Source organism: Azospirillum aestuarii (genome assembly GCF_016632405.1).
GTDB lineage: Bacteria > Pseudomonadota > Alphaproteobacteria > Azospirillales > Azospirillaceae > Azospirillum > Azospirillum aestuarii.
Window position 1 is genome coordinate 74,274 of the sequence record NZ_JAEPIV010000005.1, and the last position, 13,717, is coordinate 87,990.

The window sequence follows — 13,717 nt, forward strand, 5'->3', positions numbered from 1 at the left end:
CTCAGCGCCGCCCGAAGGGACGCGAGGGGATGTTCCGCCCGAACTTCGACCCGGCCTTCAGCGCGCTGGGACGCGGCGGCGGAGGGGGTGGCGGGGGCGGCGGCGCCTCGCCCTTCGGCACGGCGCCGCCGCCAGCCATTTGAGCCAAATCGCTCATCAGCCGGTTGACGCCGCGCACCCGCTGAGGCTCGTCGGTCCATTCGCGGGTGTAGACCAGCTTGTGGTCGGGCCGCAGCTTCATCAGGCTGATCTGCTGGCTGATGTAGGTCAGCAGCTTGGCCGGCTCGGCGTAGCTGTTGTTGCGGAAGGTCAGAACCGCGCCCTTCGGCCCGGCGTCCACCCGCTCCACCCCCGCCTGGCGGCAGAGCTGCTTGATGGTCACCACGTCGAGCAGGTTCTCCACCTCCGCCGGCAGCTTGCCGAAGCGGTCGATCAGTTCCGCCGCGAAGCCGTCGATCTCCGCCCGGTCGACCAACTCCGCGATGCGGCGGTAGAGCGACAGGCGCACCGTCAGGTCGGGGACATACTCCTCCGGGATCAGCACCGGGGTGCCCAGGTTGATCTGCGGGGTCCAGGGCTGGTCCTCAGCACCACTCGGCACCTGCCCGTCCATGCCGGCGCGGGCGTTGGCGACGGCCTCCTCCAGCATGTGCTGGTACAGCTCGACGCCGACCTCCTTGACGTGGCCCGACTGCTCCTCGCCCAGCAGGTTGCCGGCGCCGCGGATGTCCATGTCGTGGCTGGCGAGCTGGAAGCCGGCGCCCAAGGAATCCAGCGTCTCGATGACGTGCAGCCGCTGCTGCGCCGTGCCGGTCAGCGGCTTGTTCGGCGCGTAGGTGAGGTAGGCGTAGCCGCGCACCTTCGACCGCCCGACGCGCCCGCGGATCTGATAGAGCTGCGCCAGACCGAACATGTCCGCCCGGTGCACGATCAGCGTGTTGGCGTTGGGGATGTCGATGCCGCTCTCGATGATGTTGGTGGCGAGAAGCACCTCGAACTTGCCTTCGTCGAAGGCGGTCATCACCTCCTCCAGCTCGCTGGCGGGCATCTGGCCGTGGGCGGTGACGATCTTGACCTCGGGCACCAGCTCGCGCACCCGTTCGGCGACCTTGGGCAGGTCCTCCACGCGGGGGCAGACGTAGAAGGTCTGGCCGCCCCGGTAATGCTCGCGCAGGATGGCCTCGCGCACCACCACGGGGTCGTAAGGCAGCACGAAGGTGCGCACCGCCAGACGGTCCACCGGCGGGGTGGCGATCAGCGACAGCTCGCGCACGCCGGACAGCGCCATCTGGAGCGTGCGCGGGATCGGCGTGGCGGTCAGCGTCAGGACGTGCACGTCGGCGCGCAGCTCCTTCAGCCGCTCCTTCTGCTTCACGCCGAAATGCTGCTCCTCGTCGACGATGACCATGCCGAGCTGCTTGAACTGCACGCCCTTGCCGAGCAGCGCGTGGGTGCCGATCACGATGTCGGCAGTGCCCTCCGTCAGCTCCTGCTTGACCTTGGCCTGCTCCTTGGGCGTCACCATGCGCGACAGCTGGACGACGCGCAGCGGCAGCCCCGCGAAGCGCGTCGTGAAGGTCTTGAAGTGCTGGCGCGCCAGAAGCGTGGTCGGCACCACCACGGCGACCTGCTGACCGCTCATGGCGACGAGGAAGGCGGCGCGCAGAGCCACCTCCGTCTTGCCGAAGCCGACGTCGCCACAGACAAGACGGTCCATCGGACGGCCCGAGCCGAGGTCGGTGAAGACCTCCTCGATGACCTTCAGCTGGTCGTCGGTCTCCGGGTAGGGGAAGCGGGCGGCGAATTCCTGATAGACGCCCTCCGGCGTGTAGACCGGATCGGCCTTCTTCAGCATCCGCTCGGCGGCGATCTTCAGCAGCGCCTCGGCCATGTCCTTCAGGCGCTTCTTGACGCGGGCCTTGCGGCCCTGCCAGCCGGCCCCGCCCAGCTTGTCGAGCTGCGCGTGCGCGTCCTCCGACCCGTAGCGGGTCAGCACCTCGATGTTCTCGACGGGGACGTAGAGCTTGTCGCCGCCCTCGTAGATCAGCCGCAGGCAGTCGTGCGGCGCCCCGGACACCTCCAGCGTCTCCAGCCCGTCGTAGCGCCCGATGCCGTGGTCCATGTGCACCACGAGGTCGCCCGACGCCAGCGCCGTGTATTCCGCGATGAAGTTGGCGGCCTTGCGCTTCTTCTTCGCCGCCGGGCGGACGAGGCGGTCGCCGAGGATGTCCTGCTCGGTGATGACGGCCATGTCGGCGGAGGTGAAGCCGTGCTCCATCCCCAGCACGATCATGCCGATGACGTGACGGTCGAAGCGGCGGACGTCCTCGATGCTCTCCGCCGGCTCCAGCCCCGGAATGCCGTGGTCGCCCAGCACCGTCATCAGACGGTCGCGGGAGCCCGCGGAATAGCCGGCCACCAGCACGCGCCGCCCGTCGGCCCGCAGGGCGCGGATGTGGTCCTTCACCGCCTCGAAGACGTTGACGTCGGGGCGCGCCCGCTCCTCGGCGAAGTCATGGCCCCGCCGCCCGCCGGCATCCAGCGTGCCCTTGATGCCCGGCGGCGTGCCGAAGGGCTGGAGCTGCGCCACGGCGTGGGCGGCAAACAGGTCGTCCCAGGCCTGGGCGTCGAGGAACATCATGCCGACCGGCACCGGCTTGTAGACCGGCGAGCCCGTCCGCTTCTCGATGACGATCATGCTCTCGCGGGAGGCGTGGAAGTCCACCACCTGCGCGATTCGCGAATCGCGCGCCTCCGTCGCCTGATGGTCCAGCGACAGGATGGCCTTGGGCATGTAGGCCAGCAGCGATTCCATGGTCTCGTGGAACAGCGGCAGCCAATGCTCCATGCCGCCGTACTTGCGCCCGGCGCTGATCGCCTCGTAGAGCGGGTCGTCGTCGGTGACGGCACCGAACAGCTCGCGGTAGCCGGAGCGGAAGCGGGCGATCCCCGCCTCGTCCAGGAACACCTCGGACATCGGCTTGAGGTCGATGCCGTCGCGCTTGTCGGTGGTGCGCTGCGACATGGGGTCGAAGCTGCGAACCGCCTCCAGTTCGTCGCCGAACAGGTCGAGGCGCAACGGCTCGTCGGTGCCCGGCGGGAACAGGTCGACGATGCCGCCGCGCACGGCGAACTCGCCCGGCTCGCGCACCGTCTGGGCGCGGGTGTAGCCGTTGCCGGCCAGATAGCGCTGCAGCTTCTCCAGGTCGATCCGGTCGCGCAGCTTCGCCGAGAACACCGCGTCGCGGAAGGCGGCGCGGGGCGGCACCTTCTGCGCCATGGCGTTGACGGTGGTCAGCACGACCAGCGGCGCCGCGTCCGCCTTGCGCGCCAGCAGGCGGGTCAGCGTGTCGATGCGCTTCGCCACGATGCCGCCGTTGGGCGACACCCGGTCGTAAGGCAGGCAGTCCCAGGCCGGGAAAACCTGCACCTCCAGCGACGGCGCGAAGAAGGCCAGCGCCTCCGCCAGCTGGGCGGCGCGGGTGTCGTCGAGCGCGACGTGGAGAAGTCCGGCGCTCCCCGCCCGCTTGGCGAGGTCGGCGAGGACGCGGGCGTCATGGCCGGCGGGGGCGCCGCCGACCAGAAGGCGGCCGGAGCGTCCCGGCTGCAACTGTTCGAAGCTGGGCAAGGATCGGGCCTCAGGACCCCTGACGGGGCGTGTAGCGGAATTTGGTCAACAGCTGCATGACGTCGGTGTCATGCTCGGCGGGCAGCGGCTCGCGCCCGGCGTACCAGTTGTAGAGGTCGGGGTCGCTGAGTTCGAGCAGCGCCTCGTAGCGGTCGAGCTGCGCGTGGTCGAAGGCCGGGACATGGGCGTCGGCGAAGCTGCCGATCAGCAGGTCCATCTCGCGCATGCCGCGGTGCCACGACCGGAAGCGCAGCCGCTTGCGCCGGTTTTCCAGGGATTCGCCGCTCTCGGACAGGGTGTTCTCGTCGCTCATGCCATCCACGCCAAAAAGCCCCGGCCCCGGAAGATAGGGGGCGGAGCGGTCCACATCCACCCCCGCATCCTGCACACCGGCACGCCCCCGCGCAAACCGAAATGCCGGACGATCCCCCGGAAGGAGCTTGATTCAGCGCGCCAGCCACGCCTCCAGCCCGTCGCGCAGGTCGGGGCCGGGGGCCAGCCGGGCGAAGCGCTCGGTCTCCACCACCAGCCCTTCGCCGATGGTCATGTTCAGCCCGCGGGTCACGGCCCCCAGGATGCCGGACACCGCCGCCGGGGAATGCCGGACGATCCGCCCGGCCAGTTCGAAGGCCGCGGGCAGCAGGGCGTCGTGGGCCACCACCTGATTGACCAGTCCCACCGCCAGCGCCGTCGCGGGCGGGAAAGCGTCGCCGGTCAGCAGCCATTCCAACGCCCGCTTGCGCCCGGCGTTGCGGGGAAGCCGCTGCGTCCCGCCGAAGGTCGGCATCATGCCGAGCTTGATCTCCGCCTTGGAGAAACTCGCCCGCTCGCTGGCGACGGCGAGGTGCGCCGCCTCCAGAATCTCGCAACCGCCGCCGTAGCAGATACCGTTGACCGCGGCGATGATGGGCTTGGGGAAGGACTCGATCCGGGCGCACAGCGTCTGTCCGGGCCGGAAGGCGCGCACCGCCGCCTCCGGTCCCCGCCGGACGGCCGGGGTGAACTCCGCGATGTCCGCCCCGGCGGAGAAGGCCCGCTCCCCGGCGCCGGTGACGATGATCGCCCGCACCGCCGCGTCGGCCTCCAGCGCGTCCAACGTGTCGAGCATGGCGGCGGCCAGGGCCGTGCTGATGGCGTTCAGCTTGGCGGGGCGGTTCAGGGTGAGGGTGGCGATTCCTCCGGCGGTGACGCACAGGATGGGGTTGGCGGAATCGGTGTGGGGCATGGCGTATTCCTCTTTCCTGCGTTTGGAATGCCCCACTGTCGAGCCCGAGCCACATCCCTGACAAACGAGTACGCCACGTTTTCGAATGAGCAACGCTCACCTGAAAATGGGGTCTTCGCCTCACGCCAAAGCGTCACCTTGACAGAATCGCGACAGTTGGTACACTGAACAGTCCCAGCCATTAGCCGTGGAGGTCGCCATGACCGACGGTTCGATCGGACGCTCGGAACCTCTGGTCCGCTCGGCCGGTGTGGTGGAGCGCACCGGCAGCGCGACCGACCGCAAGCAGCGGCGACAGAATCGGCAGGACCTGCAACAGCAGGAGCGGGAGCAGCAGGAACGCCGCGACCAGGACGAGGCCAACCACAAGCGGCGACGCCTCTACGACCTGCTGTTCGACGAGATCGATGAGCTGGACACGCTGAACGCCGGGCAGCGGGCGCGGATCAAGCAAAATCTGCGCGCGCAGCTCGCCAACCGCCGTCCGCCGCCCCATCTCGCCCCCAACCTCGCCCAGCCGCCGCCGGCGGATCAGGACATCGAACGCATCGCGGCGGCGCTTCTTGAGAAAGCCGTCGCCGCCCGCTCCGTCGACCATGACCACATCGTCGACATCGCGGCGCCGACGAACCCGACGCTTCCACCCGGGCAAACGGCGGAAAACGTGGCGCTCGCCAACCAGCTCCGCGAATGTTTGGAGCAGCGGACGACGACATCGCGGCGCGTTGCCGTGTATCTGCGCCTTCTTCTGACGCTTGAAGGCGCCTTCCGTCCGCATCTGGTGGTGGACGCATAACCACAGCCCCACCGCGGGTATGATGCGCGAATTCGGAGAAAGCCCTCCTCCGATGCGCCACCCAGGATGGTCGGGCCATGCGGCACAATGGCCCTGTTGTTTCTCCGGCGGAGTCCGGGCGCGTCCCCGCGCCGTTCCCGCCGCGGAAAACCCGCTCCCGCAGGGAGGTTCCCCCGTGCCCGACACCCATCTCGCCACGCATGCCCAGCCGTCCGGCGACGCCCTTCGCCAAGCACTTTCCACCCGTTTTCAAAAGATCCGCGCCCGCACCGCCGAACTCGCGGCGCCCTTGTCGCCCGAAGACCTGATGGTCCAGTCGGTGGCCGATGGCGCTCCGGCCAAATGGCACCTCGCCCACACGACGTGGCTGTTCGAAACCACCGTCCTGGTGCCCTGCAACCCCGGATACCGTCCCTTCGACCCGGCCTTCCTGACGCTGTTCGCCGCCCGCGACGACCGGTTCGGCAGCCACCAGCTTCCCTCCCCCACCCTGCGCCTGCTGTCCCGGCCCAACGCGGCGGAGGTGATGCGCTACCGCGACCATGTGAACGCCGCGGTGCTGCACCTGCTGAACCAGACCGACGAGGCGGACCTGCCGGAGATCGCCGATCGCGTGATCGTCGGCATCACGCACGAGCGGCGCCACCAGGAACGGCTGCTGACCCACATCAAGCACGCCTTCTGGAGCAACCCGCTGCGCCCCGCCTACGACCAGCCGCCACAGGCGGTTCCGGCTCCGCCGCAGCTGGAACGCTGGGTCGAGCATGAGGGTGGCCTCGTTGAGATCGGGTTGACCGATGCCGGAGCCGGATTCGACCATGAGGGGCCGCGCCACCGGATTCATCTGGAGCCCTTCCGCCTCGCCGCCCTGCCGGTGTCCTGCGGCGCCTTTCGGGACTTCGTCGAAGACGGTGGCTACGCGAAGCGCTCGCTCTGGCTCGCCGACGGCTGGGAAGCGGTGCAGACCGAGGGGTGGCAGGCCCCGCTCTATTGGGAATGGCGCGACGGCGCGTGGCAGATCTTCACGCTCTACGGCATGCGCCCGCTCGATCCCGCCGAGCCGGTCTGCCATGTGAGCTGGTTCGAGGCCGACGCCTTCGCCCGCTGGGCCGGCAAGCGCCTGCCCGAGGAAGCCGAGTGGGAGGCCCTGGCGTCCCGCTGCGACAGCATGGGAAACCTGCTGGGCACCGGCAACCGACACCCGCGCCCCAGCACCTGCCACGGCGACGGCCCCTGGCAACTGTTCGGCGACGTGTGGGAATGGACCCGCAGCCCCTTCGTCCCCTACCCCGGCTACCGCCTGCCCGATGGGGTGGACGAGGCCGTCCATGGCCGATTCATGATCAACCGCATGGTGTTGCGGGGCGGCAGCTGCGTCACCCCCTTCGACCACGCCAACCCCACGACGAGGCATTACCTGCGGCCGGAATCCCGCCTGTCCTTCACCGGCCTGCGGCTGGCCGAGGATGCCTGAGATATTGGAATCGTTTTAAACGGTGGCGCTGCACTGCAGCAGGCCTTATAACCATAAGAAAATTATGGAATTTGGAGCCTGCGATGTCTCTCGATCTTCCTCCGGTGTTCCGCCACCACGTTTTCTGTTGCTCCCAGCAGCGCCCGCCCGGCCATCCGCGCGGCAGCTGCGCCGCGAAGAACGCCCACCCGATGTGGGAACAGCTCGGCCAACGCATCCAGGCCAAGGGATTGCTGGACGTCGGCATTGCCTGGACCGGCTGCCTCGGCTTCTGCTCCGCCGGCCCGCTGATGGTGGTCTATCCGGAGGGCTTGTGGTACCGCCCGGAAACGGCCGCCGACATCGACGAGATCGTCGACTCGCACCTCGTCAACGACTCGCCGGTCGAACGGCTGGTGATGGTGCTGACCCGCTGAACGCAAAAGCCCCTCCGCGGCGCGGCCGGCGGAGGGGCTTTCTTCTTGCGAAACGACGATGCTACTTGCGGAACAGGAACTCGCGGCCGACCTTCACACGCTTCTCGCCGTCATATTCGATGATGTCGGCGGTGGCGTAGGTTTCGGTCCAGCGCTCGGGCAGGTAGCTGCCGGTGCCGATGATGTCGACGGGGGCGTTGGCCTCCGCCATCAGGCGGCACTTCGCCGGGCCGAAGCCGGAACTGGCGACGATCTTCACCGCCGGGAAACCGGCCTCGTCCAGCTTCTCGCGCATGAAATGGATCGCCGCCGCCGACACGCCGGTGCCGATCAGGTAACGGAGCTGCGTCTCGTCGCGATAGCCGCGGATGGAATGGGGCGCGTGCCGCTCCAGCACCGCGTAGGAGCCCGGCGGGTCCAGCCCCTCCAGGAAGCGCCCGCCCGGCGTGTCGAGCCGCACCGCCAGCTTGCCCTGCGCGGCGAGGCCGGGGAAGCGGCGGCAGACCTCCATCGCGTCGGTCACCTCGCGCCCGAAATAATCGACCAGGACGGTCAGCGGCAATTCGGGGAAGGTTTCGTGGAACATCTCCGCCGCCCGCACGGTCGAACCGGCATAGCCGATCAGGGCGTGCGGCATCGTCCCCATGCCCTTCTTCTGGCCGAAGAAATGGGCGGTGGCGTCGGTGGCGTTGCCGATGAAGCCCTTGGCGCCGACCTTGCGCTTCGCCCGGTCCGACCCGACCGAGGCCGCGTAGGCCATCATCTCCTCCATCTCCGTGCCGGCGCAGTGGCGCGCCTCCATGGCGAGGAAGGCGGTCTTCGGCAGGTCGGCGCACATGGTGAAGGCGTTGTAGGCGCCGACGCAGGCGGGGCCGAGCTTCTGCAGGATGATCGTCTCGGTGTCGACCAGATGGTAGAAGGAGCCGGTGATGTACAGGATCGGCTCGCCCGCACCGACCCACTTCCCTTCCGGATAGTTCAGGACGATGTCGAGGTCGAACCCGCGTTCCCGCGCCACCGCCTCCAGCCATTCGATGGCGAGTCGCGGCGCGCAGACCACCGGGCGGCGCATGAAGATGGCGTAGGTGACCTTCTTGTCACCGAATTTCCCGACCGCCTCCTTGGTCCGCTTGAAATAGGTGTCGGTCCATTCGGTGATGGCCGACGCGGGCGGATGGCTGGCGGGCGCGTGACTGGCCGGCGGTTGGTTCCTGGTCTCGTCCATGGCGATGTCCTTGTCTTCCCGCTCTTGCCCTTCGCGACGATCACGTCCGGAGGCCGCCCCCACGGCGGAAACGGCAATCCGATTGAGAAACCAGCATTATACGCCCCGGCCCTCCGGTGGAAGAGGCTTCATCCGCTACGGCCAACCGCCGCAAGCAATGGTGATTTACCGAAAATACGTTACGAAATCCGACTCATTTCAAACACAAAGAAGCTGAGAAGAAATGCGCAGTTCCTGGCTGTAATGCGCTGTCACCAAAAAGTATAAAATACCTGTATTTGACGCCTTCATTTTACCCATCCACCATACACCCAAGAACAGGCGCCACCCCCTTGCGGTGCCGGGAAAAGCGACGAGGTCGGCATGAGCCGGACAATCCGCCAGAACGCGCCGAACATTGCGGCAGGCCCTTCGACGGCAGCCCCCTCGACGCTCGACCGCCTGAGCCGCCGGGTGGTGGTCGGGCTTCTCTGCACCATGGCCGGCCTGGCCGCGGCGGGCACCGGCGGGGCCTTCCTGCTGAAGCCCGGCACGGCGCAGGCCGGGCGTGTGGTGGGGGACACGCTGCGGACCGCCGCCAATTACGCGCGCCTGCCGGCGATGATCTTCACGCTGAGCGACGGCGACCGGCTGCGCGAGCTGCGGGTCCGTGTGGTGCTCGACATGGAGCCGACGGCCCCCGCCAAGACGGTTGAAAGCTACGGGCCGCGCATCGCCAGCGCGATGACCAACGTGATGCTGGAAACCGACCCCGGCGAACTGCGCGGGCGCAACGGCGCCTTCTACATCAAGGACGCGGTGATGCGCACCGCCGCGAAGGAACTCGGCGCGATGAAGATCCGTCAGGTGCTGGTCCAGGAACTCGTCATGCGCTGAGCGAAGGCCAGCCAGCCGCCTCGATCCGCCATCTCGGCCAACGCTCGACAGGCGTTCCGGAATGGGGAACACTCCTGTCCCGTTCGGATCTTGGGATTGCAAGGAGACGGCCGTGGCCGAGTTCGATTTCGACCTTTTCACCATCGGTGCCGGCTCCGGCGGCGTCGCGGCCAGCCGGCGGGCCGCGGCCATGGGGGCCAAGGTCGCCATCTGCGAAGGCAGCCGGGTCGGCGGCACCTGCGTCATCCGCGGCTGCGTGCCGAAAAAGCTGCTGGTCTACGCCGCCCAGTTCCGCGACGCCTTCGAGGACTCCAGCGCCTATGGCTGGTCCACCACCACGCCGGCCTTCGACTGGGCCACGCTGATCGGGCGCAAGGATGCCGAGATCGACCGGCTGAACGGCATCTACATCAAGATGCTGGAGAACTCCGGCGTCACCCTGCACACCGGCTTTGGGCGGCTGATCGACCGCCACACGGTGGAGGTCGCCAACCAGCGCTACACCGCGAAGAACATCCTGGTCGCCACCGGCGGCTGGCCGTCGCTGCCCAGGATTCCAGGGATCGAGCACGCCGTCACCTCCAACGAGGCGTTGCAGCTCGGCACCCTGCCCCACTCCGTCATCATCCTGGGCGGCGGCTACATCGCCGTGGAGTTCGCCGGGATCTTCCGGGGCTTGGGCGCCGAGGTCACGATCATGATCCGCGGCGAGGAGCTTCTGAACGGCTTCGACGACGACATCCGCGTCGCCCTGGCCCAGGAGATGCGCAAACGCGGCATCACCATCCTCACCCGCACCCAGCCGGTGAAGGTCGAGGAAGGCCCCGGCGGCTTCACCGTCACCGACCAGCTGGGGCGGGAGCATTCCGCCGGCCTCGTCATGGCGGCGACCGGGCGCCGTCCGAACACGCGCGACCTCGGGCTGGAAGCCGCCGGCGTCGCGCTGGACGAGAGCGGGGCGATCCGGGTGGACGAGTATTCGCGCACCAGCGTGGACAACATCTTCGCCGTCGGCGACGTCACCGACCGCATGGCCCTGACGCCCGTCGCCATCGCCGAGGGGCGCGCCTTCGTCGAGACGCTGTTCAACGACAACCCGACCAGCATCAGCTACGCCAACATCCCGACCGCCGTCTTCTCCATCCCGCCGCTCGGCACCGTCGGCCTGACCGAGGCGGAGGCGCGGGCGAAGCATGCGGCGGTGGACATATACAAGGCCGGCTTCCGCCCGATGAAGCACACCATGTCGGGCCGCGACGAGCGGGTCCTGATGAAGCTGATCGTGGACGGCGAGAGCCAGCGCGTGCTCGGATGCCACATGATGGGCATGGACGCGCCGGAGATCGTCCAGGGTCTGGGCATCGCCCTGAACTGCGGCGCCACGAAGAGGGATTTCGACCGCACCATCGCCCTCCACCCCTCTACCGCCGAAGAGTTCGTCCTGATGCGCGAGAAGGTGTCCTGACGATCGGACCTAAAACCAAAGGTCAGGAGCCTGATTTCCTGGAACGCTTCTAAGAAGCCTGTGTTGAGGGCACACGACGATGGCGGCGGCGATCACGGCGGCGGTCCAGCACCACCGCGGAAGTCGCCGCCTCCCATCCTTCATCCAGGCTCCGGGAGGGCTCCTACGCATGTTCATGCACAACAAGAACCTGATGTACACGGTCCGCGTCGCTGAACCGGACCCGAAGCTGGCCAGCCTGATGCTGGAACAGTTCGGCGGTCCCCAGGGCGAACTGGCGGCGGCCTTGCGCTACTTCACGCAGGGCCTTTCCGACGAGGACCCGGGCCGCAAGGACATGCTGATCGACATCGCGACCGAGGAACTGAGCCATCTGGAGATCATCGGCAGCATCGTCGCCATGCTGACCAAGGGCGTGAAGGGCAAGCTGGCCGAGGGCGCGGAGGAGGTCACCGACCTCTACGCCGACATCGCCAAGGGCAACGGCAGCCACACGCTGGCCCTGCTCTACGGCGGCGGCCCGGCGCTGACCAACTCCGCGGGGCAGCTCTGGACCGGCGGCTACATCGACAGCATCGGCGAGCCGACCGCCGACCTGCGCTCCAACATCGCCGCGGAATCGCGGGCCAAGATCATCTATGAGCGCCTCATCAACATCACCCCCGATCCGGGCGTGAAGGACGCGCTGACCTTCCTGATGACGCGCGAGATCGCCCACCAGAAGATGTTCGAGAAGGCGCTCTATTCGATCGACAACAACTTCCCGCCGGGCAAGCTGCCGGGCAACCCCGAATACACCGACAAGTACTACAACATGAGCCAGGGCGACGGCGACATGCGCGGCCCGTGGAACCAGGGCGAGCAGTGGGAGTTCGTCAACGTCACCCCCGACCAGGCCCCGGTCAGCGGCGGCGACGGCAACCCTTCGGTCCGGCTGGCGGCGGAAGAGATGAAGGCCGTCAACGAGGCCGCCAAGCGCACCATGTCGCGCACCGACGTGAACCCGGTGACGGGCGCCGACCTCGGCGCCGGCCCCGGTTCCGGTAAGATGACCCCGGTCAAGTAAGGCTCATATTTCCCTCCCCCGCCCAGCTCTCGCGCAAACCTCTGGTTTGCGCTGGCGCGGCAGGCGGACCTTTGGTCCGCCGAGAGCGGGGGAGGGTCAGGGTGGGGGCAAGTGTTGGATTGCCGACTCCCCCGCCTAAACCTTCACCACCGCCTCGTCCCGCCTCGGCCGCGTCATCAGCCACAGCAGCACCAGCAGCCCAGGCACCGCCCCGCCGGTGGACAGCAGGAAAAAGCTGCTCCAGTCCATCCGCTCGGCCAGCCAGCCCGACGAGGCGCCGAACAGGTCACCGCCGAGCTTGTAGAAACTGCTGAGCAGCGCGTATTGGGTGGCCGTGTAGGCCATGTTGCACAGGCTCGACAGATAGGCGACGAAGGCCGCCGTCGCGATGCCGCCGCAGACATTCTCCAGCGCCACCGTCACCGCCAGCGCCGACACGTCGTGCCCGACCTGCGCCAGCATGACGTAGCCCAGGTTGGACAGCATCTGCATCAGCCCGCCGACCAGCAGCCCGCGCAGCACGCCGATGCGCCCGACCAGCACGCCGCCGATCAACCCGCCGACGATGGTCGCCCACAGGCCGAACAGCTTGGTGACGTTGGCGATCTCCGTCTTCTCGAAGCCGAGATCGACGTAGAAGGGCGCCGACATCACCCCCGCCAGCACGTCCCCCAGCTTGTAGCAGGCGATGAACAGCAGGACCGCCGCCCAGGCCGGACGGGTCATGAACTCCACGAAGGGCGCCACGACCGCCCCGTAGACCCAGGCCAGCAGATCCGCCTTCCAGCCGCTCAGGTGCGGGCGCGCGGCCAGCCAATCCGCCACATGCCGCTCCCGCGCCTTGGACTCCGCCGAATCCGCGACCTTCGGCTCGCGGTTCAGCAGAATCGTCACCATGCCGACCGCGACCAGCCCGGCCATGACATAGTAGGCAATGTGCCAGCCGAAGAACTCCGCGAGGTACAAGGTCCCCGCCCCCGCCGCCAGCATCCCGAAGCGGTAGCCCAGCACAAGGATGGCCGCACCGGCGGCCTGCTGGTGCTCCTCCAGCACCTCCACGCGGTAGGCGTCAACCACGATGTCCTGGCTGGCCGAGAAGAAGGCGACGACCATGGCCAGCATGGCGGTCCACCACAGGTCGGTGACCGGGTTGGTGCTGCCCAGCCCGATCAGCGCCGCCATCAGCCCGGCCTGCGCCACCAGCGCCCAGCCGCGCCGCCGCCCGAACAGGCGGGTCATCACCGGCAGGCGCAGCCGGTCGATCAGCGGCGCCCAGACGAACTTCAGCGCGTAGGGCATGGTGACCAGCGCGAACAGGCCGATGGCCGTCTTGCTGACGCCGCCCTCGCGCAGCCAGATCGACAGGGTGGAGCCGGTCAGCGCCAGCGGCAGCCCTTCGGAAAAGCCGAGGAACAGAATGGCCAGAACGCGCCGGTCAAGATAGACGGAGGCCGCCTGCCCCCAGGAGGATGGTTTCACCCGCTCAACCCTTCCGCACACCTGCGTATCCGTCTGTATAGGCCGCGGCCGGATGCTCCGGCCAGCG

11 protein-coding genes are annotated in these 13,717 nt (G+C 68.2%); 6 read left to right on the forward strand and 5 right to left on the reverse strand.

Annotated elements, in window-relative coordinates:
* Position 1 precedes the first annotated feature (1 nt).
* The 3 genes from mfd to JJL56_RS12795 form a co-directional block, all read right to left on the reverse strand.
* A complete protein-coding gene (mfd, locus tag JJL56_RS12785) occupies positions 2 to 3,628 on the reverse strand; it encodes a transcription-repair coupling factor (RefSeq protein WP_200485321.1) in 3,627 nt (1,208 codons plus the stop codon).
* Positions 3,629 to 3,638: 10 nt separating this feature from the next.
* Complete coding sequence (locus JJL56_RS12790; protein ID WP_035674467.1) at positions 3,639 to 3,941, reverse strand: FAD assembly factor SdhE; 303 nt, start codon at positions 3,939 to 3,941, stop codon at positions 3,639 to 3,641.
* 132 nt (positions 3,942 to 4,073) lie between these two features.
* Complete coding sequence (locus JJL56_RS12795) at positions 4,074 to 4,853, reverse strand: crotonase/enoyl-CoA hydratase family protein (RefSeq protein WP_200485322.1); 780 nt, start codon at positions 4,851 to 4,853, stop codon at positions 4,074 to 4,076.
* Between the two features lie 199 nt (positions 4,854 to 5,052).
* On the opposite strand from JJL56_RS12795, the gene JJL56_RS12800 reads away from it, so the two are divergent.
* From JJL56_RS12800 to JJL56_RS12810, 3 genes are all read left to right on the forward strand, one after another.
* Entirely contained in the window at positions 5,053 to 5,649 is a 597-nt protein-coding gene (locus JJL56_RS12800) for a hypothetical protein (protein WP_145625983.1), read from the forward strand.
* A gap of 175 nt (positions 5,650 to 5,824) precedes the next feature.
* Positions 5,825 to 7,123, forward strand: coding sequence for an ergothioneine biosynthesis protein EgtB (gene egtB / locus JJL56_RS12805; protein ID WP_200485323.1), 1,299 nt, complete (start codon positions 5,825 to 5,827; stop codon positions 7,121 to 7,123).
* An 83-nt stretch (positions 7,124 to 7,206) separates the two neighbouring features.
* The gene (locus JJL56_RS12810; protein WP_145625985.1) at positions 7,207 to 7,539 is read left to right on the forward strand and encodes a (2Fe-2S) ferredoxin domain-containing protein; all 333 of its coding nucleotides are present in this window, start codon (positions 7,207 to 7,209) and stop codon (positions 7,537 to 7,539) included.
* A 61-nt stretch (positions 7,540 to 7,600) separates the two neighbouring features.
* Here the strand turns inward: JJL56_RS12810 and JJL56_RS12815 are convergent, their stop codons facing one another.
* Positions 7,601 to 8,764: a nicotinate phosphoribosyltransferase gene (locus tag JJL56_RS12815; RefSeq protein WP_145625986.1), complete on the reverse strand. Its 1,164-nt coding sequence runs from the start codon at positions 8,762 to 8,764 to the stop codon at positions 7,601 to 7,603.
* 363 nt (positions 8,765 to 9,127) lie between these two features.
* Between JJL56_RS12815 and JJL56_RS12820 the strand changes: the two genes are divergently transcribed.
* The 3 genes from JJL56_RS12820 (at position 9,128) to JJL56_RS12830 (ending at position 12,171) form a co-directional block, all read left to right on the forward strand.
* The gene (locus tag JJL56_RS12820) at positions 9,128 to 9,640 is read left to right on the forward strand and encodes a flagellar basal body-associated FliL family protein (RefSeq protein ID WP_145625987.1); all 513 of its coding nucleotides are present in this window, start codon (positions 9,128 to 9,130) and stop codon (positions 9,638 to 9,640) included.
* Between the two features lie 112 nt (positions 9,641 to 9,752).
* Positions 9,753 to 11,105, forward strand: a complete 1,353-nt coding sequence (gor, locus tag JJL56_RS12825; RefSeq protein WP_145625988.1) for a glutathione-disulfide reductase — start codon at positions 9,753 to 9,755, stop codon at positions 11,103 to 11,105.
* Positions 11,106 to 11,274: 169 nt separating this feature from the next.
* A complete protein-coding gene (locus JJL56_RS12830) occupies positions 11,275 to 12,171 on the forward strand; it encodes a manganese catalase family protein (RefSeq protein WP_145625989.1) in 897 nt (298 codons plus the stop codon).
* A gap of 135 nt (positions 12,172 to 12,306) precedes the next feature.
* On the opposite strand, the gene JJL56_RS12835 is transcribed toward JJL56_RS12830, so the two are convergent.
* Positions 12,307 to 13,650, reverse strand: coding sequence for an AmpG family muropeptide MFS transporter (locus JJL56_RS12835; protein WP_200485324.1), 1,344 nt, complete (start codon positions 13,648 to 13,650; stop codon positions 12,307 to 12,309).
* Between the last annotated feature and the right edge of the window lie 67 nt (positions 13,651 to 13,717).

Coding starts and splice junctions, on each gene's coding strand:
- JJL56_RS12790 (WP_035674467.1), bottom strand. CDS start 3,941: ATGAGCGACGAGAACACCCTGTCCGAGAGCGGCGAATCCCTGGAAAAC.
- JJL56_RS12795 (WP_200485322.1), bottom strand. CDS start 4,853: ATGCCCCACACCGATTCCGCCAACCCCATCCTGTGCGTCACCGCCGGA.
- JJL56_RS12800 (WP_145625983.1), top strand. CDS start 5,053: ATGACCGACGGTTCGATCGGACGCTCGGAACCTCTGGTCCGCTCGGCC.
- JJL56_RS12810 (WP_145625985.1), top strand. CDS start 7,207: ATGTCTCTCGATCTTCCTCCGGTGTTCCGCCACCACGTTTTCTGTTGC.
- JJL56_RS12815 (WP_145625986.1), bottom strand. CDS start 8,764: ATGGACGAGACCAGGAACCAACCGCCGGCCAGTCACGCGCCCGCCAGC.
- JJL56_RS12820 (WP_145625987.1), top strand. CDS start 9,128: ATGAGCCGGACAATCCGCCAGAACGCGCCGAACATTGCGGCAGGCCCT.
- JJL56_RS12830 (WP_145625989.1), top strand. CDS start 11,275: ATGTTCATGCACAACAAGAACCTGATGTACACGGTCCGCGTCGCTGAA.